The 19,634-nt window shown below is 64.6% G+C and carries 20 protein-coding genes and 1 tRNA gene; 10 read left to right on the top strand and 11 right to left on the bottom strand.

What is annotated here, in order from left to right; all coding sequences use genetic code 11:
* Positions 1-48: 48 nt before the first annotated feature.
* Positions 49-882, bottom strand: coding sequence for an SDR family NAD(P)-dependent oxidoreductase (locus HALRU_RS12240; protein ID WP_148680527.1), 834 nt, complete (start codon positions 880-882; stop codon positions 49-51).
* A 290-nt stretch (positions 883-1,172) separates the two neighbouring features.
* Here HALRU_RS12240 and HALRU_RS12235 point away from each other — a divergent pair, with 290 nt between their 5' ends.
* Genes HALRU_RS12235 through HALRU_RS12225 form a run of 3 tightly spaced genes read left to right on the top strand, consistent with a single transcriptional unit; the run spans position 1,173 to position 3,323 of the window.
* Positions 1,173-1,625, top strand: coding sequence for a RidA family protein (locus HALRU_RS12235; RefSeq protein WP_015301704.1), 453 nt, complete (start codon positions 1,173-1,175; stop codon positions 1,623-1,625).
* On the top strand, positions 1,622-2,848 hold the full coding sequence (locus HALRU_RS12230; RefSeq protein WP_015301703.1) for an acyl-CoA dehydrogenase family protein: 1,227 nt from the start codon (positions 1,622-1,624) through the stop codon (positions 2,846-2,848). Before HALRU_RS12235 ends, HALRU_RS12230 begins: the two co-directional genes overlap by 4 nt.
* Before the next feature lie 16 nt (positions 2,849-2,864).
* Positions 2,865-3,323 carry a MaoC/PaaZ C-terminal domain-containing protein gene (locus tag HALRU_RS12225; protein WP_015301702.1) on the top strand — a complete coding sequence of 153 codons (459 nt, stop codon included), beginning with the start codon at positions 2,865-2,867 and terminating at the stop codon, positions 3,321-3,323.
* Here HALRU_RS12225 and HALRU_RS12220 read toward each other — a convergent pair whose 3' ends face one another.
* The 4 genes from HALRU_RS12220 to HALRU_RS16190 form a co-directional block, all read right to left on the bottom strand.
* Positions 3,324-4,049, bottom strand: a complete 726-nt coding sequence (locus HALRU_RS12220) for a type 1 glutamine amidotransferase (RefSeq protein ID WP_015301701.1) — start codon at positions 4,047-4,049, stop codon at positions 3,324-3,326.
* A gap of 101 nt (positions 4,050-4,150) precedes the next feature.
* On the bottom strand, positions 4,151-5,449 hold the full coding sequence (locus tag HALRU_RS12215; protein ID WP_245547745.1) for an AMP-binding protein: 1,299 nt from the start codon (positions 5,447-5,449) through the stop codon (positions 4,151-4,153).
* A 75-nt stretch (positions 5,450-5,524) separates the two neighbouring features.
* Positions 5,525-6,304, bottom strand: a complete 780-nt coding sequence (locus HALRU_RS12210; RefSeq protein ID WP_015301699.1) for an alpha/beta fold hydrolase — start codon at positions 6,302-6,304, stop codon at positions 5,525-5,527.
* A 108-nt stretch (positions 6,305-6,412) separates the two neighbouring features.
* Positions 6,413-6,580, bottom strand: a complete 168-nt coding sequence (locus HALRU_RS16190) for an HVO_A0556 family zinc finger protein (protein WP_015301698.1) — start codon at positions 6,578-6,580, stop codon at positions 6,413-6,415.
* A 105-nt stretch (positions 6,581-6,685) separates the two neighbouring features.
* Here HALRU_RS16190 and trmY point away from each other — a divergent pair, with 105 nt between their 5' ends.
* Positions 6,686-7,282 (top strand): tRNA (pseudouridine(54)-N(1))-methyltransferase TrmY, encoded by a 597-nt coding sequence (trmY, locus tag HALRU_RS12205; protein ID WP_015301697.1) that lies wholly within the window; start codon positions 6,686-6,688, stop codon positions 7,280-7,282.
* A gap of 214 nt (positions 7,283-7,496) precedes the next feature.
* Here the strand turns inward: trmY and HALRU_RS12200 are convergent, their stop codons facing one another.
* Together HALRU_RS12200 and HALRU_RS12195 are read right to left on the bottom strand one after the other, a co-directional pair.
* A complete protein-coding gene (locus HALRU_RS12200) occupies positions 7,497-9,044 on the bottom strand; it encodes a flippase (RefSeq protein ID WP_015301696.1) in 1,548 nt (515 codons plus the stop codon).
* On the bottom strand, positions 9,044-10,762 hold the full coding sequence (locus HALRU_RS12195) for an alkaline phosphatase family protein (protein WP_015301695.1): 1,719 nt from the start codon (positions 10,760-10,762) through the stop codon (positions 9,044-9,046). The genes HALRU_RS12200 and HALRU_RS12195 overlap by 1 nt, the downstream gene beginning before the upstream one ends.
* Positions 10,763-11,042: 280 nt before the next feature.
* On the opposite strand from HALRU_RS12195, the gene HALRU_RS12190 reads away from it, so the two are divergent.
* From HALRU_RS12190 to HALRU_RS12180, 3 genes are all read left to right on the top strand, one after another.
* Positions 11,043-11,115: transfer RNA gene (locus tag HALRU_RS12190), tRNA-Pro, on the top strand.
* Positions 11,116-11,208: 93 nt separating this feature from the next.
* Positions 11,209-12,453 (top strand): hypothetical protein, encoded by a 1,245-nt coding sequence (locus HALRU_RS12185; protein WP_015301694.1) that lies wholly within the window; start codon positions 11,209-11,211, stop codon positions 12,451-12,453.
* A 168-nt stretch (positions 12,454-12,621) separates the two neighbouring features.
* On the top strand, positions 12,622-13,059 hold the full coding sequence (locus HALRU_RS12180; protein WP_015301693.1) for a hypothetical protein: 438 nt from the start codon (positions 12,622-12,624) through the stop codon (positions 13,057-13,059).
* A 49-nt stretch (positions 13,060-13,108) separates the two neighbouring features.
* Here HALRU_RS12180 and HALRU_RS12175 read toward each other — a convergent pair whose 3' ends face one another.
* A complete protein-coding gene (locus HALRU_RS12175; protein ID WP_015301692.1) occupies positions 13,109-13,348 on the bottom strand; it encodes a hypothetical protein in 240 nt (79 codons plus the stop codon).
* A gap of 466 nt (positions 13,349-13,814) precedes the next feature.
* Complete coding sequence (locus tag HALRU_RS12170; RefSeq protein WP_015301691.1) at positions 13,815-15,167, bottom strand: ribonuclease J; 1,353 nt, start codon at positions 15,165-15,167, stop codon at positions 13,815-13,817.
* 685 nt (positions 15,168-15,852) lie between these two features.
* Here HALRU_RS12170 and HALRU_RS12165 point away from each other — a divergent pair.
* Positions 15,853-16,530 carry a DUF7504 family protein gene (locus HALRU_RS12165; RefSeq protein WP_015301690.1) on the top strand — a complete coding sequence of 226 codons (678 nt, stop codon included), beginning with the start codon at positions 15,853-15,855 and terminating at the stop codon, positions 16,528-16,530.
* A 296-nt stretch (positions 16,531-16,826) separates the two neighbouring features.
* On the top strand, positions 16,827-17,009 hold the full coding sequence (locus HALRU_RS12160; RefSeq protein ID WP_148680525.1) for a DUF5786 family protein: 183 nt from the start codon (positions 16,827-16,829) through the stop codon (positions 17,007-17,009).
* Positions 17,010-17,122: 113 nt separating this feature from the next.
* On the opposite strand, the gene HALRU_RS12155 is transcribed toward HALRU_RS12160, so the two are convergent.
* Complete coding sequence (locus HALRU_RS12155) at positions 17,123-17,524, bottom strand: pyridoxamine 5'-phosphate oxidase family protein (protein ID WP_015301688.1); 402 nt, start codon at positions 17,522-17,524, stop codon at positions 17,123-17,125.
* A gap of 281 nt (positions 17,525-17,805) precedes the next feature.
* On the opposite strand from HALRU_RS12155, the gene HALRU_RS12150 reads away from it, so the two are divergent.
* The gene (locus tag HALRU_RS12150; RefSeq protein WP_015301687.1) at positions 17,806-19,044 is read left to right on the top strand and encodes a polysaccharide deacetylase family protein; all 1,239 of its coding nucleotides are present in this window, start codon (positions 17,806-17,808) and stop codon (positions 19,042-19,044) included.
* A 43-nt stretch (positions 19,045-19,087) separates the two neighbouring features.
* Here the strand turns inward: HALRU_RS12150 and HALRU_RS12145 are convergent, their stop codons facing one another.
* Complete coding sequence (locus tag HALRU_RS12145) at positions 19,088-19,591, bottom strand: DUF5797 family protein (protein ID WP_015301686.1); 504 nt, start codon at positions 19,589-19,591, stop codon at positions 19,088-19,090.
* Positions 19,592-19,634 lie beyond the last annotated feature (43 nt).

The following is a 19,634-nucleotide window of genomic DNA, read 5'->3' as shown; positions in this document are numbered from 1 at the left end:
TCGCCACGCGAATCCGTCAGTGTTTCGCCCCGCCGGCCTCGATGCAGGCTACTGCACCGTAAAGCCGCCGTCGACGACGAGCGACTCGCCGGTGACGAACGACGCCATATCGCTCGCCAGGAAGCAGACGGCATCGGCGACCTCGGCGGGCTCGCCGAAGCGGCCGGCCGGTGTCCGATCGGTCAACCGATCGTAGAGCTCGTCGTACTCCTGAACGGGCGCCGTGAGGTCGGTGTCGACGTAGCCGGGCGCGACGGCGTTTACACGCACCTCGGGTGCCCAGTCGAGCGCCGCGCTCTTCGTGAACCCGACGAGTCCGTGCTTCGAGGCGACGTAGCCGTGCTGGCGCTTGATTCCGACCACGCCGGCCGTGCTCGCGACGTTGACGACGGCGCCGCCTCCCTCGAGCAGGGCGTCACCGGCCGCGCTCGTGCAGGTGACCGCGCCCTGGAGGTTCACCTCGGCGACCCGCCGAAACTCGTCGGGATCGAGCGTCTCCGGGCGCCCCATCGCCGAGACGGGGTTGATCCCCGCATTGTTGACGAGGATGTCGATCCCGCCGAGGTCGGCGACGGCGCGATCCACCAACGTCTTCACCGCCGCGTCGTCCGTCACGTCCGTCGGGCAGGCCAGCGAGTCGGCGCCGCGCTCGCGAACGGCTGCGACCGCGTCCGCGACGTCTGCGTCGGTGCGCGAGACTGGCACGACGTCCGCCCCCGCGGCCGCCAGCGACTCGGCGATGGCGCGGCCGATCCCACGTGTGCCGCCGGTGACGACGGCGACCTGACCGGAGAGTTCCGGGCCCACGCATCGGCCGTCGCCGTCGGTTGCCCCCTCCTCGCCCGTCGCTTCCGTGCCGTTCGTTCCGTCCTCCTCGTTCATCGCTGGCTCCTCGCATTTCGCGCCCATCGGCCCGTTCGCTGGTCGTCCATCACAGTTCGAGTCGTGTGTCGGCTGGGACAAAGCGTCTTTCGTCGAATCGGCCGGAGCCGCCGGCTGGAACTGCCTGCTCAGGGTCGCTGGACTGGAACTTCCTGATCGGGACCGCTGGACTGGAATCGCCAGCGTCGGATCGCCGGGCCGGAACCGTCGGGTGAGCGGCCGCTCGCGCCCGTCGATTTCGACGGAATCGGGGTCAACCTTCAAGAGTCGGCCCCACAATCCCACAGGCAATGGACAGACAGATCGTGACACCGCCGGGCCTGGCGGAGCCCCATGGGTTCAACCACGGCTTCCTCGTCGACGGCGGGAAGACGCTCTTCCTCGCGGGGCAGGACGCCTCCGGCCCCGACGGCGACATCGTCGCCCCCGGCGACCTCGTCGGTCAGTTCGATCGGGTGATGGCGAACCTGGCCGCGGTCGTCGAGGAGGCCGGCGGGTCGAGCGACGACATCGTGAAGCTGAACGTCTACGTCGCCGATCGCGACCGGTACCGCGAGCACCTCGCCGAGGTTGGTGATATCTTCACCGACTACGTCGAGGAGTATCCGGCGATGGCGCTGTTCGAGGTGAGCGGCTTCTACCAGGACGAGGCGCTGATCGAGATGGAGGGCTTCGCCGTGATCGACGACGCCGACGACGGCGGGCCTGACGCGACCGCTGCCGAGTCGTCGAGGTCGCCATGATCGAACGGTTTACCATAGACGAACGCCACGAGGCCCAGCGCGAGCGCGTCCGGGATTTCTGCGAGCGCGAGGTCGACCCCCGCGTCGACGAACTCGAAGCGGCGGGTGAGTTTCCGGAGGCTCTCGTCAGACGGCTCGGCGAAGAAGATTTCGTCGGTGTTCCATACCCCACCGACGTCGGCGGCGCGGACCGGGACTTCCGGTCGTTCGCGATCACGGTCGAGGAACTGGCCCGCTCGTGGAAGCTGCTCGCGGGTGCGGTCAACATCGCTTGCGGCCTCGTCGGCTACCCGCTCGCGACGTTCGGCGACGACCGAAAGCGCGAAGAGTGGCTCGGGAACGTCTGCTCCGGCGACTGGATCCCGGCGTTCGCGCTCACCGAACCCGAGGCGGGAAGCGACGCTGCGGCGCTCGAAACCACCGCCCGGCTCGAGGGTGACGAGTGGGTCATCGACGGCCACAAGTGGTGGACCACGCACGGCGCCGTCGCCGACCTCCTCCTGATCGTCGCACGAACGAGTGATCCGGCCGACAAACAGGGGGCCGATCCGACCGATGGAGCGGCGGACGACGGTGCGACGGACGACGCGGCGGGTGGCGGCGCTCGCCACGACGGGATCAGCATCATCGGCGTCCCGCGCCCCCACGAGCGAGACGGGATCGAGGTCGTCCGGAACATTCCGTGCATGGAGGGCGACGTGGCCGTCGAGAGCGAACTCCGCTTCGACGGTCTTCGGGTCCCGGCCGACAACCTCGTCGGCGAAGCGGGCCGCGGCTTTCGCTACATCATGGAAGGGCTCGACATCGGCCGGCTCGGCACGGCGGCCCAGGGCGTCGGCATCGCCCAGGGCGCGTTCGCCGCCAGCCGCGACTTCGCCGACGACCGCGAGCAGTTCGGCCAGCCCATCCGCGAGTTTCAGGGCGTGAGTTTCTCGCTCGCGGACATGGCGGCTCGAACCGAGGCGGCTCGCCTCCTTACGCTCGCCGCAGCCGACCGTCGAGATCGCGGCGAGCGGATCACCCAGGACGCGGCGATGGCCAAGACGTTCGCGACCGACGCCGCGATGGAGATCGCGACCGACGCCGTCCAGGTCCACGGCGCTCGCGGCTACTCGACCGACTACCCCGTCGAGCGCTACATGCGCGAGGCGAAGGGGACCCAAATATACGACGGAACCAACGAGATCAACCGCCTCGTCGTCGCCAACCGTCTCTACGAGTGATGGAGGTCACCCACTCATGACGACCGACATCGCATCGCCGCTGTATTACGAGGATCTCGCCGTCGGCGACGAGTGGGACGTCGGCACTGTCACGATCACCGAGGACGAACTCCTCGAATTCGCCGAGCGCTACGACCCCCAGGCGTTCCACGTCGACGAAGCCGCCGCCGAACGCCACTTCGACGGCCTCATCGCGAGCGGCTGGCACACCGCCGCGGCCTGCATGCGACCGTTCGTCGAGACCGTCCTCGCGGACGTGGCCGTCGTCGCCGCCGCGGGCGTCGACGACCTCCGCTGGCACGAACCGGTTCGGCCCGACGACGCACTCGCCGTCGAGATATCGGTCGTCGAAAAGGCACCCTGGAGCGACGATCGCGGCCAGGTTTCCTTCCGTCTCCGTGCGACGAACGACGCCGGCGACCCGGTCCACACCCGGACCGACCTCGTGATCGTCGAACGACGCGGGACGGCGTGATCAGTCGGCGTCGACGCGTTCGGCGCCGTCGGTGGCGTCGGACACGCCGGCTCCGCCCTCGACGTACGCCACGAAGTTCTCGAAGAGTTGCTTGGCTCCGGCGGCTCGCCGGGCGTTCTCGTCGGTGATGCCGGCGAGGACGCGCTCGCGACGGTCGTCGTCCAGCTCCTTCTCCATCGTCAGATCGCGGGCGCTCTGGGCGTCGTACTCTGGATGGAACTGGACGCCGAAGACGCGATCGCGGCGGAAGGCGTGGTTCGAGTACTCGTTCCTGGCAAGTTCGATCGCCTTCGGGGGGAGGTCGACGACCGCGTCAGAGTGGGTCGTAAAGGCAAGGAACGTCTCGTCGATGCCCGCTAGCAGGACCGACTCGTCGGTCGTCCGGTCGATCTCGTGGTAGCCGATCTCGTAGACGCCCATATCGGCGACCTCGCCGCCGAGTACGTCGGCGAGTAACTGGTGACCCCAGCAGACGCCGAGGCAGGGAACCCCGCGGTCGATCGCGCCCTCGACCCACGCCTTCGTCGCCTCGATCCAGTCTTCGTCCCAGTAGACCGACGATCGCGACCCGGTGACGACCACGCCGTCGACGTCGTAGTCCGTCGGCAGCGACCCAGCCGTCACGTCGAATTCGGCGAGCGAGGCCGACAGCTCGCGGCGGTAGTTCCGTGGGACGTTCTCGTCTCCGTGGCTGGCATCGAGCAAGGCGAGTCGCGGTCGGCGCATTCGAGTCGTGTTTGGGTTGCCGGCTCAATATGCGTTGTGCCGGCCCCCTGATCGTCGCCAATCGTCTCTGGGAACCGGCTTCGCTGTGTCTCACTGTTTCGTCAGGGCGTCCCGTCCATGCCCGTCTCCAGCGCATATCGACCGCGTTCGTCGCGCCGGAATCGGGTCTCCGTCCGTCGCCACCGTCGTGGCTGTGAAGCGTTCCCCGCGTCCTCGTCGGGGACCACAACGTCGGCCACGGCCGGCCCGGATACGGCAAGTTCACCGGTTCCCGCACCCGCCACGACGGTCCCGTCGTCGACCAGCCGGGCGTCGACGTCGAGGAACGGGCGGCCGATCACCTCTGGGTGGGAACTCGCGTGCTGGTCGTGTGTGGATTCGGGCGTCCCACGGTCGCTCGCGAGCGCGTTCGGACAGCCCAGCCAGCCGAACGATCGGTCGACGGTCCCGGCGCACGCGTCGAGTGAGTCGAGGAGTTCGCCGTCGGTTCGCCCCGAGACGACTGCTCGATCGACGGCGGAAAGTGCCGCAGCGCCGCCGTCACTCGCGAGGATCGACCGATACTCGTCCGCCGTTCCGACGAGGTGGGTCGCTCCGTGGGCCGCGATCGCTTTCGCCGCGTCGGCTGGGTCGAACGCCCGATCGAGAGCGAGTCGACCGCCCGCGTAGAGGATCGGCAATGCGACGGCGAGGAGCCCGTCCGGTCGTGAGAGCGGCCGAAGGAGGACCGTCCGATCGGTCGGTCCGAGCCCCCACGTCAGGACCGCCGCGAGACAGTTCGCCTCGACCGTTTCGGACGAGTACGTGGCGATCGGCGCGCCGTCGCTCCCGTTGAGGGCCAGCAGTGGGGTCGCTTCGCCGTCTTCACCCCGACTCGGGCCGTCTGCGGGTGGCGTCGAATGGTTGGGTGGGTCGGCGGCAGTGTCGGTTGGCCCCTCGTCCGTGCCGACGGTCGTGTCGGCCCCGCCACCGTCGGCGTCGAAGAGCGATTCGAGCGCGACCGTCCGGGCGCCATCGACGCTTCGGACGAGGTCGCGCTGGGCGGATTCGGCGAGCACGATTGCCGGCTCGAGCAGCGAGAGCGGCGTCTCCACGCTGACTGGGGTCAGTCGGTGCGAGATCGGGGCGAACGTGGCCCCGAGGCGCCGACAGGCGAAGAGGAGTGCGACGCCGGTGATTCGGTTGCGCGAGAGGAGTGCGACGGTCTCGCCGGCCTCGACGCCCTGGGTTGCCAGCGCGTCGGCGAGCCACGACGACAGGGTGGCGAGTTCGACGTAGGTCAGGCGATCGTCGTCGATGGTCCCCGCCGGGGCGAACCGGTCGGTCTCGGCGACGTCGACGATCGCGGTTCGGTCGCCCCACCGGGCGGCCCGCGCGTCGATGGACACGCTGGGATTCACGACGGCGGTCCCCGTCAAACCGGCGGGCCGGATTCGCCGGGACGGATCTGGCGTGGTGCTTCGATACCGCCCACGCTATTCGTCGTCTGTCTGGTCCGCCAGAAACCCGAGCAGGTGATCGTTGACCGCCCGCGACCGTTCGATCTGTGGCAGGTGGTCGCTGCCGTCGATCGATCGCAATTCGCCACGGGGGAGCGACTCGGCGAGGCGGCGACCGGCGTCGTGGGGGACGACCGAGTCTGCGGTGCCGTGGACGACGAGCGTCGGCGTCGTCAGTTCGTAGCCCCACGCCGTCGCGTCGAACCCGGAGGCGGCGTCGAGCTGGGCGCGCGTGGACGCCGGATCGGCGTCACCGTCTGCGCGCCACTCGGCGATGCCGTCGACGACGTCCGGCTGGTCGGCCCGGAAGGACGACGAGAGGAGCGATTCGGTCGACGCCCGGAGGGCGGCTCGATCCCGGTCGACGACGAGTGCGTCACGATCGACCGCCTCCGTCCGTGCGGGCGTCCCGATCACCGTGAGCGTCTCGATCCGTGTCGAGTCGCGGGCGGCCTGCAGCGCGATCACGCCGCCGAGGCCGGCTCCGACGACGTGTGCGTTGCGGGCGTCGAGCGCCTGGAGGATCGCCTCGAGATCGTCCACGAGCGTCTCGAGTTCGTAGGGCCCGTCGGGGGCGTCGGAGCGGCCCGTCCCCCGGAGGTCCCAGACCACGCTCCGGTAGGGGCCCGCGACGGCCCGGTGTTGCCACCCCCAGGACCAGCCGCCGAAGCCCGCTTCGTTCACGAAGACGACCGGCGTCCCCGCTCCGTCGACCTCGTAGTGCAGCGAGACGCCGTCGTTCGAAACCGTCGGCATGCGTGGCCCGACGCGCTCGGCTCACAGGATCCTTTCGATGTCGTGTGCCGTCTCCCGTCAGCTACTGTCCGATCCCACACCTGAGCGCACTGTCGCTCGCCCGCCGACTCATACCTGGTCCCACACCTGGGCGCGTGGGGTATCGCACCCGTCACAGACCACGGCCCGGTTGCCCTTGTAGGGTTTCAGGACGAGCGTTCCGTCCTCGCAACTCGGACACGAATGTCCGCGTAACCGCCACAGTATCGCGTCTCCGTCGGATTCTGCCTTCGCCATACCATCTCCGGTCGCCGGGTCCACGCATACCGATTCGGCCTGTGTATGCAACCCGTACCGCTCGGAATCGGGACACCTTTCCGCCGCGTCCGCGACCGAGTCGGTATGCGCCAGTTCGTCTGTCTCGCCCACGAGGTGCCGACGACGCCGTCGTTCTCGCTCGACGACCTCGCGGGCGGCGCCGGTCGCTTGGACGCCCTCTGCAGATCGTTGACGGCCGCCCTCCTGCGCTCGCACGGCATCCGCGAAGATGTCCGCGTCCACCTCGTCCTGCAGGACGAACTCACGATCTCCGTCGACGGGCGCGAGGTCCGCCGGCTGAACCCCGACGAGCGCTCGACGGCCGCCCGCATCAGGACGGCCCTCGAACACCGCGACGAGGCCATCGGCGCGCTCCCGGCCGAACCGAGCCCCGGCTTCGAGGTGTATCGGCGCGGCTTCGCGGCGACACTCGACGAGCTCGCCGACGAGGCGACGATCGTCCACCTTCACGAGGACGGCGACCCGCTGGTCGTGGGCCCGCTCCCCGAGGAACCGGCGTTCGTCCTCTCCGATCACGGCGACTTCACCGACGCCGAACGCGAGACGCTCGCCGAGTACACCGATCGCCGCGTTCGTCTGGGTCCGCACGCGCTGCACGCCGACCAGGCGATCACCGTCGCTCACCACGCGCTCGACACGGACGGCTACGAGCGATTCTGAGCCACCTGCGTTCTGCGACCATTACTTCTGCGCCGCGCCGGAAGCTGTGATCTCTGTCGTCTGCGCTACAGGAGAACCCGCGCCCACAGGGTTCTGGGCCACACTGGAACCTGCGACTCGCTCGATCCTGGGTTCGGGGGTGGTGACCTCCACTGTCGTTCGAATCTCTCGACAACTCCTGCGAATCACATCGAATGGGCTCTCGAGAATCGTCTCAATCGGCCGAGAGCGACGATTCGGATCTCGCGTCTGGAATCCATCGGCGGACGAGCGGTATCGATCGGCCGAGCGAGTCTTCGAGGACGTCGACAACGACGACGTCGTCGGGTTCGAAGCCGCCGGCGATGCCGACCACGACGAGTGAGCACAGTCCCGTGCCCACGAGGAACGGAAGGATGGTGACCGGCGTAATGGTGAGCCACCCGGCCGCGAGCGCCGTCACTGGGAGTATCGTTGCTGGAAGGACGAGGTACGTCCGTGTCGCCTCCGGCGAGAACGGCGTGATGTCGTACTGAACGGCGAGGACGGCGCAGATGACGGCGTGGACGGCGACGAGCGAGGTGACCGAGGCGACGCTGGCGCCCAGGATGCCAAAGCGTGGGATCAGGGCGAGATTGACGAGCACGTTCAACAGGAGGCCGATGCCGTTCCCGATAGCGATCCAGCTGGTCGACCCGAACGCGGAGAGTGTCTCCCGGTCACGGCCGGCGGCCGCGGAGACGAAGAACCCGGTCGCGAGGATCGGGAGGACGACCGCCGCGTCGGTGTACGCCGGGCCGAAGACGAGTGCGAGGACGTCCGCCGGAAACACCGCGAGCAGGACGAACGCGGGGAAGGTGACGACGTAAACCCACTTCGTCGTCGTCGCGTAGATGTCGTCGACGGCGTCGCGTTCGCCGTCGGCGTCGAGTCTGGAGGCAATGGGAAGGTAGAGAAAACCGAAGGCGGTGAGGACGACGAGCAGGCCGGATGCCAGCGGGTAGGCGGCGCTGTAGAGTCCCACTTCGGCGGAACTCCGGAAGTAGCCCAGCATGATGGTGTCCGTCTGGGTGAGGAGCGTCCCAACCATCGTCGCGACCACAAGCGGCGCGGAAAACGTGACCAGCTCGCGGACGTGGGTGCGGACGGGGCCGCGCAGCGCCACGAGCCGGGAGAGAAAGAGGTGGGCGACGACGACCGTCACGACTGCCGCCAGCAGGTAGGCGACGCCCGCGGCGACGATGCCCCACCCGAGGACGAGCAAGAACGCGATCAGCCCGGTTCGCAGCGCCGGGTCGAGGAGATCCCTGATGACGGTCCGGTAGACGGTGTTCTCGAACCCTCTGATGGCGGCGACGGCGATCTGAAACCCGACGACGACCGGCAACGCGATCGCGAGGACGCGAAGGAAGGGGACCGCCGCGTCGGTCTCGAACAGGCGCACGGCGAACCCCTCCGCGCCGACGAACAGGAACGCCGCGAGCGCGAGCGCGAGTGTCTCCGCGACGAGCAGGCCACTCACCCAGACGCCCCGCCGGTCCGCGGGGTCCGTGTACCGCGGGACGAATCGGGAGACACCCTGGGTGCAGCCGGCGATGGCGAACGTCGCCGCGAACGTCAAGAGTGCGAGACCGATACTCACCTCACCGTAGGCGTCGGGCGAGAGCAGTCGTCCGATCACGACCCGCTCGCCGAGTTTCGCCACCGAGCCGACGATTCCACCGGCGACGACGAGCGCAGCACTCGAGAGAAGCGCCGAGAGTTCCCGCGCCCGATCGGCCATCAGATGTACCCGAGGTTTTCGAGGCGGGCGGTCACCTCGCTGTCCGCGTTGCCGCTGTCGGCTTCACTGTCCGGTCCTTCCCCGTCATCGTCGCCTGCCCGGGCACCCACGGGCGGCCCATCGCGAGCGTCCGCGTACCGCGACCGTTCGACGGGGCCGGCGACCACCGAATCGGGGACGGAGCCGGTCATCTGCTCGGGAACCGGCCGGTCGAGCAGCGCCATCGCGATGGGGGCGACGTCGGTGATCGACAGGCGTTCCGGTCCGGCCTCCCTCGCTCCGTCCCGCCCTCCCGCCTCTTCCCGCTCGTTCGAGACGTCGGGGCCCGCGGCGACGAACGCGCCCTCGAGTTTGTGGTCGAAGACGTCGGTTCGCGCCGTTTCGATGCCGTACAGACCCGTCTTGACCGTGTTGTTCATCTCACGCGGGCGGAAGAGCACGTCAGGCGCCTTCCCGAGGTGAGGGCCGTCGTAGCGCTCCTCGCGCCGACAGACGAAATCGAACGCCGGCTTCCCGTCGGGCGTCTCGAGGTTCGAGAGGAGCGCGATGATCTCGTCGCGAACGGTCTCGTACGCCGACTGCGGGACGACGCCCGCGGGTTCTCGACCCTCGAGGTTGATCCGGACCCCCATCCGGGTCGCGCTGGCGCAGTAGGCCTGCGACCGGCGCCAGTCGACAGCCTCGCCGGTGTTCTGGACGACCGAATCGGGCACGAGGTCGAGGAGAACCCCGTCGAGCCCGATCCGCTCGGCCGCGCCGTACACCGTCGCGGGGTCGAGCCCGACCCGTTCCGCGCCGCGTCGGGTGATCGTGAACGCCCGTTCGAGCGGGCTGGCCCCGTTCGATCCCGTGCGATCGGCTGCGGTCGCGAGTGACGGCTTCGCGTCCGAGAGCGACGGCCCGTCGTCGCCGTTGCCCTCGTCGACCGTGACGAAGCCGTGCCGGCGGAGCACCTCGTTGACGTAGATCACGTGGCCGGTGACGGGGCCGATTCCGTGGTCCGAACAGCAGAGCACGTTGACGTCGTCGCCGACGGCGTCGCGGACGTCTCCGACCAGTCGGTCGGCGGCTTCGTACACCTCCCGGAAGCGAGCTTCCTCGTCGAAGTTGTGGAACACCGCGTCGGTCTTCTGGACCTGTATCCACGCCAGCTCCCACTCCTCGCGCTCGAGCAGTGCGAGGGCGGCCCGCCGCCGCAGGTCGAGCAATTCGAGATAGCCCGCGAACTTTGCTTCGGGGTCGTCGCTGAGTTCGCCCCGCGAGTAGATTCGATAGGGCTCTCCGAGCTCCGCCTCGAGTTCGTCCCGGATCCCCTTCGGGTGGCCGGGATCGTCCTCGGACGCGAGGTAGCCCGGGAGCAGGACGCCCTCGATCGGCCCGGCGGGATGGGTGACAGGGACGTTCATCACCACCGAGGGACGGTCGTCGCGCGAGAGGTAGTCCCAGATCGCGGCCGGGCCCACGTCCGCTCGCGAGACGACGGTCCCCTCGTCGGGGTAGCCGTCGATGTCGAAGAAGCCGTAGACGCCGTGGTGACTCGGATCGCAGCCGGTGTACAGCGACGGCCAGGCGCTGCCGGTCCAGGGCGGGTGGGTCGATTCGAGCGGCGCCTCGACGCCTTCCTCGCGCATGGCGGCGAAGTTCGGCAGGGAGTCCGCGAATCGGTCGAGGTACCGGAAGTCGAGTGCGTCGAACCCGAGCACGACCGTCTTCGTCATGCCGCCCTCCGCGGGGAGGCGTCGGTCGGACGGCGCGCAATCGCCGGGAAAAGCCCTCCGTCCGTCTCTCTCGAACGTCTCATACCCCTGAAAAAGTCCGTTTCACGCCTTTGTTATCGAGCTGGTTCGGTCCGTCGGGACGAGGCAACGTTCACGTATTCGAACCGGTGGTTCCGGCCAGGTGACCGGCTAGGCGTCGAGTCCGTCCACAGGTCGTCGCCCGGTCCGCCGAGGCGTACAACGCAATAATTATACGCGGCCGTCGCAACATTTCACCTGCGGGCCGGTGGGGTAGCTTGGTATCCTTCGGCCTTCGGGTGGCCGTAACCGCGATTCGAATTCGCGCCGGCCCACTTCTCCCGCATTTCGAACCGACGAGCGATGTTAGGGTATTGAATCCTTCCACTGCCAAATTATAAACCAATCCGTGCCGATATATTGGTTGCATGGCAGAAAAATGGTTTCGAGTACCGGTCGTTGAAATTGATGGTCCTGAAGACTTCAGGGGGGATGCGCCAAAATACCATGAAGAAGTAAATGGGTACAATTCTACAAGAATTTCAGAAGATGAATATCTCGTTAAGTTCCAAGGTGATCCAGATGTTCTTCAGTCCATTTTAGAGAAACCAGACACTGAAAGTGTTGATTATATAACTGCCCAAATAATCCAATATGAGAATGAATCTAACCAGGAAAATGACTTTAGTCCAATTCCCGATCCCCAAGGCGATACACCATCAGACAGACTTGAAGATTTCATAGAGAAACTAAATGAAGGACTGACTCTGGGAGGCGATGGTGTTAAGATTGCACAACCAGTAATTTTCACAGGCAGTAACATACTGTTTGACCAACCAATTCACTTCAGTACCATCGGTGATCTAAGAACATATCCTAGATACCTTTTTGATCTAATATTGAGGTCGAAAACCTCCACAGTGTCTACTGATTTCCTAAGCTATTGGAATTTCACTAAGGATTTCCTATCTTTCTCTCTTGGCGAAAGTGATGTTTTTGACAGGCTTACAAACCCTGATACAGCCGGGCAACCCGACAACTTTGCTTTTGCTGGAATCGTACATGATTTTAGAAGCCTTATCGATTATGTGTTGGTGGAACAGCGAATCCAGGGTGTTGATAGACCAACCCAGCAATTCGTGAAAAACATCACTGGCTTAGGAGCCACTTCGCCTGAATCTGCTTTTAGAATCGCTGGGCCTACCTCGTTGGCCATTTTGGATGGATTAGTTAAGCGAAGATGCCCTAACTTAGACCAAGAGGGAAACGTAAATTCAGGTCAAATTGAGGCTACGTGGCGACCTGGTTCTCCAGATCGGAGCGGATTAACATATCATGATAGGCTCCAGCATTGGAAGGAGCACGTTGCTACTGACACCACAAATGATTCATTATCTATAATAAATGATTTAAATAGGTATTCTCTATCTGAGTTGCAACTGTTGGCGGGAGTGATGGGAAATACTTCAATTTTGGACCGTGAGCGGGACTCTACACAGAATTTTTTGGCGGTGATGTCTGAGCAAAGGAATTTCAACATACATGGTAACGGGAGTGGGGCAATTATTGGTGTTCTTGGGTTAACCCTGTGCTGTTTAGTGATATGGGATATGATTGATGAACAGGACTACTATGTTCTCCGGGAAGATTGGCTAAAAAACATGGAAAACTGAGTTCTTCCCACCATTTGTACGTTGAGACCCTCTCGACGATGACTGTCCAGTTCGATGTCGTGACCGAGGCCGTAACCAGAAGAGAATAACTAACCGGACTTCACAAGTGAGAGTTGCTGGGAATACTCTGCAGAAAAATTATTTTTATAGGGAATCTATTTGGCTGTCATGGAAGAATACGCGATTCCGTTTATACTGGCTATAATACCTGCGACGTATCTTCATGAGGGTGCTCATTGGGTCGTAGGGAAATTAGCGAATGCAAATCCAAAGGTAAGTTTCAGACTTTGGGTGATTCCTAACGGTGTATTTTTTAGAAACATTGAGTCAGTGGACGAAGAGGTCATTCGCTTTTCTGGGATAGCACCATTTGTTTGGTTGCCCTTTGGAATCTTCTCGGCATTGCTTTTCTTAGTGGAGAGTTCTCCCTCTCTTCTCTTCCTATCCCTGACGTTTCTCTATACGATAGCTATGGCTTCTGAATCCGATGCAACCGCGTTTAGGGAACCAGAGTTATTCAGAGAGAATGTTTTGAACGAGGATATCTCTCGTGAGCCTCTTTTGATTCCAACTTGGATGTTTCCAGAGTGGATCCCACGTATGTGAAATTGTGAGACAAAATAATCGAAACAGCAACCGAGTCATTTCAGGCCGCCTACTCTAGCAACCCTGCTTCCTCCTTCCACCGTTCCGTAAACTCCAGCATCCCCATCGCGGCGATACAGTCCGGACAGCAGTACCGAACCGAGTGGGCGTAGTCCGCCGAGAAGATCTCCGGCGGCTCGACGTCCACCCGAAAGAGCCGCGGCGGTGCCACGTCCCGGTCACACCGATAGCACTCCCGATCGCGAGCCACATCGCCAGCTCCGCCGCGCTCTCGCTCGACGGATTTCATCCGAGCACCTCGCGATTCGAAGGTCTGAACCGAGCGAAGTGACTCGGCCCCCAATCCCCGTAAACGAAGCTCTGCGACGGATAGCGATACGACTCTCTAGGCAATGGGCGTGCGAGACCTTTTTGTCTCGATGGTGTCTTCCGGAACATGGCAACCAAATCGCGATGCGGTTTGGAAGCCACGCGTCTCGGGTGCCTCACCACCCGGGACATTTCTCAGCGCTGTCCCCTGCGACGGATGGAGACGCTGGCTTCCAGCGTGGGCTACGTGCTACTGTATATTATACTTACTGGACAGGGTGGGAATTTAGAAACAAGCGCCAAACCACTCCGTCATTTTGGATCTTATGAACAATCGTGGTAGCCACTCAGGATAATACGAAGAACGGTCGCAGATAATTTGGCTCGTCCGTGGTCAGGAGCGTGCCGTCTCTCCCAATCGAACCCACTCGACGAACGGACTGGCCTTATTCGACGAGCTGGATGAGGTTCCCGTTCGAGGTCACGTGGAGGTCTCGACCGAGCGTGTAGCCCTCGTCCTGGCAGAGGTCGACGTAGCCGGAGAAGCCGCTCATGTTCTGGTGGGCCGGAATCACGTGCTGGGGCTGGAGCGCATCGAGCATCTGGTAGTGGCCCTCTCGGCACAGGTGGCCGGAGACGTGGATGTCGGAGTAGACGCGCGCGCCCTGCATGCCGAGGAGCTTCTCGGCCTGGTAGCGCTGGCCCTCGTTCGTCGGCTCCGGGATGACGCGGGCGGAGAAGATGACTTTGTCACCCTCGTCCAGGGTGTAGTTCGTCTCACCGCGGGCCATCCGGGTGAGCATCGCGCGCGGCTCGCCCTGGTGGCCGGTGACGACGGGGAGGAAGTTCTCCTTGCCGTCTTCCATAATTCGTTCGAGGGACTGGTCGATCGAGCGTCGGTAGCCGAACATCCCGAGGTCGTCGGGGAAGTCGATGAAGCCGAGACGCTCTGCGGCACCGGAGTACTTCTCCATCGAGCGCCCGAGGAGGACCGGCTGTCGGCCGATGTCCTTGGCGAACTCGACGAGCGAGCTGACGCGGGCGATGTGACTCGAGAACGTCGTCGCGACGATCCCGCCGTCGTAGTCCTCGAGACTGTACATCACGTCTTTCAGGTGCTCGCGCGCGACGCTCTCGGAGGGCGTCCGACCCTGCTTGTTCGCGTTCGTACAGTCTTCGATGTAACAGAGAACACCCTCGCCCTCGCGACCGATCTCGCGGAACCGCTCCATGTCGATCGGGTCGCCGAGGACGGGCGTGTGGTCCATCCGTTTGTCCAGTCCGTAGACGACGGCACCCTCGGGGGTGTGCAGCACCGGGTTGATCGCACCGATGATGGAGTGGGTGACGTTGACGAACTCGAGTTCGACCTGGCCGGTGTCGCCGATCGACATCGACTCGCCGGGGTCCATCGTGACCAGCTCGTTGGCGTCGCCGAACTTCTCTTCGTCGTCGAACTCCTCTTCGACCAGCGCGCTGGTAAACGGCGTCGAGACGACGGGTGCGTCGTAACGGTGGGCCAGTTTCGAGATCGCGCCGATGTGGTCCAGGTGGCCGTGCGTCGGCACGATCGCCTGCACGTCACCTTCGAGGTCGGCCATGACCCGATCGTCCGGGATCGCTCCCATGTCGATCAGATCGAGGCTGTGCATCCCCTCGGTCTGGACGTTGTCGTGGATCAGCACCTTCGACAGGTTCAGCCCCATGTCGAAGATGACGATGTCGGTACCTGCGCGGACGGCAGTCATCTGCCGGCCGACTTCCTCGTAGCCGCCGATTGTTGCAATTTCGATTTCCATGTGTCGATCCGATCAGAGCGGTCAAACGCATGGTATCGCCCAAAGGGGCACGCAGAACGAGGCCTCCCAGCCGACGAACGCCGCGTGTGAGTTCGCCTCCGCAGATCCGCGTCGCAAGATCGTTCGCTACCACGTCGTGGACAGCGCGTATTTCGGTTGCCTGCAAAGACTTGTCCTGCTCGTAAATAGTCACTGGTACGGGCCGAGGCGATCGACGGGGGTGCCACGAGACACCATACCGTGGACGACTGGTGTGCTGACAACGGCCGTGGTGAGGCGAGTCACCTTCCGATTCGTCGCAATCTGCCTCGTGTGGCGAAACGTATTTGTGCGTTCGACGGAACTATCTACGGACGAAGCCCGTCCCGTCTTTCTCTCGCTGCCACGGGGGGTGCGGCTGTGCGCCACTCCGATCATCGTGTGAAACGCCCGCCACTGTTCGTGTCGGGCACTCCATACGGGCCGAGACACCGACTGTGTCCGACTGACGGACGACCCACACCGGGTGCCGTCCGTGACGACACCACCGGTGGGCAGCTAAGCAGGGACGATCGCCGATCTGTGTGCAGCGACCGGGGCCGACCGAGACTGCTGCGCGCTACGGGGTGTTCGGGACGACACAAACCCCGTTCGAAGTGTATACTCACTGAGACAGGAACCCATCCCGACTCGAACCAGATACGCCATGAACGAATCACTCACCACACCGACGGACGCCGATTCGGTATCGATTCCACCGTTTCCGGACGCGGTTACCGGGGGATCGACCGTGCTCGTCGCGGGGACGATGGACCCCTCGACGTATTCACTCGGACTGCGAACGCTGTGTCAGTACGGCCGGCCGGACGACGCCGCACTCGCCGTAACCAGCACCGAAAGCGCAGAGCAGACGACCACGAGCTACGACTCGATCTGTGACGGGGACGGCCCGTCGCTCGGACTCGTCGATACGCAGTCGGAACGGCAGTACCTGTCGTCACTGTACGGGCCGACGCCGACGGTGTTCACCCCGTCGACGGCCGATCTCGAACGCGTCGTCATCGCCCTCTCCGAACTCACCCAGACGGCGATTCCATCCACCGACTCCCGTCACCTCGTCGTCCGCTCCGTCACGCCGTTTCTCGAACACGCGGCCACCGACCGGGTCTGTAACGTGCTCCAGCGGATCGAGGGCGTCCGAACCGGGGACGGAATCGGCTACGTCGGGATCCAGTACACGGAACACGACGAGGAGACGGTCGCGTCGCTCGCGAAGCTGGTCGATGGCATCCTCTGGGTGACTCACGGTTCGGCGGACGAACTCGTGTTCGAGTACCAGTCGGCACGGCGGTTTTCGGGCTCGATTCCGGCGAGGAAGCCCTGACACCCGACGTCGACGATAGTCCAGTGACCCGCTCGGCGCCTGTGACTGCACAGAACCTATCGCAGAGCAGCAGCCACGGCCTCGATCCAGCGTGGCGGGTGCCAGCTCAATTGGAAGCAATCCTCGTCCGTCGCCGCTGCCCGCTGTGGTAAGGTCGCCCGTCGACTCTCCGGATCGCGATTCACCGCCCACCGATGCCGTCGGTTACCACGCCGATCGCCGCAGTGCGTGAGATCCTGCGTCACTGTGCGGCCAGAACCGATGCAGCTAAAAGCGTGGTCGGTGTGGTTTGTTTCATGGGTTTTGGTAGCTACGACGAATCCGAGCAGCAGCAGCCAGAGATGAGTGACGAGGACGAAGATGCTGCCGTTTCCGTCCACGAGAACGATCACGACGGGGAGATGACGGTCGAGACTGGGGCGTCGACCGACGATCTCATCGGGCAACTGCAGGAGATGAAAGAGACGGACGAAGAATAAGGCACGATCGTATCGTCGAACGGTCGTACGTCCACTGGCGCTGATCGACCGGGTGGACGCTTTGTGTTTGGGACGAATCTTACAGGTGTGTCCGACTGACGACCGCGTCCGATCTACGCTCCCGAGTACCTGACCTGATCGGGGCGGATCCGCATGATGACGCGTTCTGTCTGGATCGGGCTGGGATACTCCGCGGTACCAGTGTAGCGCCCGGCGAGTTCGTCGGCGTGCTCGCGGGCGCCGTCGGTCGTGAGTTCGTCTACTTCGCCGGTCACCGAGAGCATCCGGTAGGGGTCGTCAGGGTCGGTCATGCTGACCGACACGCGCGGGTCGGCGCGGACGTTCTTGTCCTTCCGACGGCCGCGTTCGGTGTTGACCAGGAGACGGTTCGCGTCCGCGTCGTAATCGATCCACACCGGCGTCGTGTGCGGGGCGCCGTCCGGCAGGAGCGTCGAGACGTGGGCGAACGTCTGCTTCGTGAACAGGTCGGTCGCGTCGGTGGGGATCTCGGCCATAGCCTCCGTTCGTCCCGGGGGGACAAAATTGCGCCCCTCGAACCCGGTCCAGCTCGCGGTCCGAACTGACGTTCTAACGAGAGGATACACCCAGCGCGCTCTCACCAGACCTGGCTTCCAGCGCGAGCTGCGCCGGCGGCGGCGCCGAATCGGCGCGCGCGTCGACCCGAGCGGACGGCCCACTGTACTCTCTCGTTGCCGGTGGTGTACGGCTCCCCCACGTCGGAACCAGTGCCTGCATAACAAACCGGTCGCTGGAGGCACCCTCGGTAGGGTCACACATGAAGCGACGCACGTATCTGACGACGGCAACGGCAACGACGGCGCTCGCGGTGGCGGGTTGTACGAGCGGCGGTGACGACGATCCCGACAACGACTCCGACGACGAGTTCGGCGAGTTCGACGACGACGAGCCGTCGGAGGCGCCGCCGGACCTCGCGGGCACCTGGGACGACTTCGAATCGCTCGAGGAGTGGACGGCGACCAAGGGGTCGATGGCAGCCGACACCGACCGCTCCGTCACCGGGTCGCAGTCGGTGCGCCTCTCGCCCGATTCGGATGCCAGGGGTCGAATCGTCAAGTCCCTCTCGTCGCCGCTCGACTGCTCCGAGGTCGTCCCCGGCCTCGCCATGGCCTCCGAATCGAGCAACGCCCCCGCGATCCAGCTGTGGGACGAGAACGGACACAAGGCCCAGTATCGCCAGCAGACGGATCCCGAGAATCCCTTCGTCCGGCGCAACTTCGGCCTCTCGAAGATGGGGGGTGAGGTCGACCTCACCCGCATCGGCGAGATTCACATCGTCCACTGGCTCGGCGACGACCACGAGGGAGACCTCTGGATCGACGACCTCTTCTTCGCGCCCCGAAGCGAGAACGGCCAGGTGATGGTCCAGTTCCACGGGGGCTACGAGTCGGAGTACGAGACGGCCTACCCGATCCTGGACGAACACGACATCCCGGCGACGACGTTCGTCGCGACCGGCCGGGTCCGGACCTCGGAAAACGCCGAGGGGAACCGGCTGACGACGGAGCACCTGGACGAGCTCTCGAACGCCGGCTGGACGGTCGGTAGCTACGCGAATCGGGGCCTCCGTATGCTCGACTTCGACCCCGAGGACCGCGAGGCCGAGGTTCGCGACGCGGCCGCGTGGCTCGAAGACAACGGGTACGGGGACGGCGCCCGCTTCTTCGCGTTCCCCGGCGGCCAGTTCGACGAGGTCACCTACGATGCCGTCGCCGACCAGCACGACCTCGCGTTCGCCGGCCGATTCCCGGCGCAGGGCTACGCCGCGAACCCACACCTCTGTACGCGCGTGGCGAATCCCGATCCGGAGACGGCAGGAAATCTGGTCGAGTGGACCGCCGAAGTGGGCGGGATCACCTCGATCGCGTTCACGCACGTCGACGACAGCGTCGCATCCACGGTCGAGGCTCTCGCATCGTCGATCGCTGAACAGCAGGAGGCCGGCGATCTGTCGCTGATCTCGCCGGCGCAGTTAGCCGACGAGTACGTCTTCTAACTCCGGAGACGGCAGGAATCTGATCGAGTGCAATCCTCGTCAGCTACTCGGTGACGGTCACGTCGAACTCGTCGCGTGCGACTGCCAGCCGGTAGGTCGGGACGGTTCGGTACTCGACCGTAACGACGCCGAGGCGCTTGAGCCGGGAGAGTCCGGATCTGACCTCGTCCACGTCGGGGTCGGCGTCACCCGTCTCGCGGACGGCCTGGAGCACGGACACGACGCTCGCCGACCGTTCGTCGGGGCCGGGGACGACCGAGAGGATCGTCTCCTGGAGCGGCGTGACGCTCACCTTCGACGGCGCGGCGTCGTCGTCCGGATCGCTCTCGATACCCGGCTCGACGTCGACGAGGTCGGCCGCCTCTGGCGTGGCCCTGATGAGGCTGTTGTCGTCGCGGTAGTAGTACTCCGAGAGCTCGGTTTCGAGATACTGGTGGACCTCACTGCCGCTCTCCAGTTCCCATCGATCCTGTAGCTCGCTGTTCTTGGTCGGCTGGAACTGGACCACGTCGGCGAGGCGTTCGCGTGCCTCCTCGGAGAGACTCATTACCCGGGGCTACGGGGATTCGGTACTTTTGCGTTGCGACATT

The organism is Halovivax ruber XH-70, assembly GCF_000328525.1.
GTDB lineage: Archaea > Halobacteriota > Halobacteria > Halobacteriales > Natrialbaceae > Halovivax > Halovivax ruber.
This window is presented reverse-complemented; position numbering and strand designations above follow the sequence as displayed.

Excerpts from the sequence above, each read along its gene's own strand:
- HALRU_RS12200 (WP_015301696.1), bottom strand. The coding sequence starts at position 9,044 with ATGGCCGATCGGGCGCGGGAACTCTCGGCGCTTCTCTCGAGTGCTGCG.
- HALRU_RS12170 (WP_015301691.1), bottom strand. The coding sequence starts at position 15,167 with ATGGAAATCGAAATTGCAACAATCGGCGGCTACGAGGAAGTCGGCCGG.
- HALRU_RS12155 (WP_015301688.1), bottom strand. The coding sequence starts at position 17,524 with ATGGCCGAGATCCCCACCGACGCGACCGACCTGTTCACGAAGCAGACG.
- HALRU_RS12165 (WP_015301690.1), top strand. The coding sequence starts at position 15,853 with ATGAACGAATCACTCACCACACCGACGGACGCCGATTCGGTATCGATT.
- HALRU_RS12145 (WP_015301686.1), bottom strand. The coding sequence starts at position 19,591 with ATGAGTCTCTCCGAGGAGGCACGCGAACGCCTCGCCGACGTGGTCCAG.
- HALRU_RS16190 (WP_015301698.1), bottom strand. The coding sequence starts at position 6,580 with ATGGCGAAGGCAGAATCCGACGGAGACGCGATACTGTGGCGGTTACGC.
- HALRU_RS12180 (WP_015301693.1), top strand. The coding sequence starts at position 12,622 with ATGGAAGAATACGCGATTCCGTTTATACTGGCTATAATACCTGCGACG.
- HALRU_RS12175 (WP_015301692.1), bottom strand. The coding sequence starts at position 13,348 with ATGAAATCCGTCGAGCGAGAGCGCGGCGGAGCTGGCGATGTGGCTCGC.
- HALRU_RS12160 (WP_148680525.1), top strand. The coding sequence starts at position 16,827 with ATGGGTTTTGGTAGCTACGACGAATCCGAGCAGCAGCAGCCAGAGATG.
- trmY (WP_015301697.1), top strand. The coding sequence starts at position 6,686 with ATGCGCCAGTTCGTCTGTCTCGCCCACGAGGTGCCGACGACGCCGTCG.
- HALRU_RS12225 (WP_015301702.1), top strand. The coding sequence starts at position 2,865 with ATGACGACCGACATCGCATCGCCGCTGTATTACGAGGATCTCGCCGTC.
- HALRU_RS12230 (WP_015301703.1), top strand. The coding sequence starts at position 1,622 with ATGATCGAACGGTTTACCATAGACGAACGCCACGAGGCCCAGCGCGAG.
- HALRU_RS12235 (WP_015301704.1), top strand. The coding sequence starts at position 1,173 with ATGGACAGACAGATCGTGACACCGCCGGGCCTGGCGGAGCCCCATGGG.
- HALRU_RS12240 (WP_148680527.1), bottom strand. The coding sequence starts at position 882 with ATGAACGAGGAGGACGGAACGAACGGCACGGAAGCGACGGGCGAGGAG.
- HALRU_RS12150 (WP_015301687.1), top strand. The coding sequence starts at position 17,806 with ATGAAGCGACGCACGTATCTGACGACGGCAACGGCAACGACGGCGCTC.
- HALRU_RS12195 (WP_015301695.1), bottom strand. The coding sequence starts at position 10,762 with ATGACGAAGACGGTCGTGCTCGGGTTCGACGCACTCGACTTCCGGTAC.
- HALRU_RS12210 (WP_015301699.1), bottom strand. The coding sequence starts at position 6,304 with ATGCCGACGGTTTCGAACGACGGCGTCTCGCTGCACTACGAGGTCGAC.
- HALRU_RS12185 (WP_015301694.1), top strand. The coding sequence starts at position 11,209 with ATGGCAGAAAAATGGTTTCGAGTACCGGTCGTTGAAATTGATGGTCCT.
- HALRU_RS12220 (WP_015301701.1), bottom strand. The coding sequence starts at position 4,049 with ATGCGCCGACCGCGACTCGCCTTGCTCGATGCCAGCCACGGAGACGAG.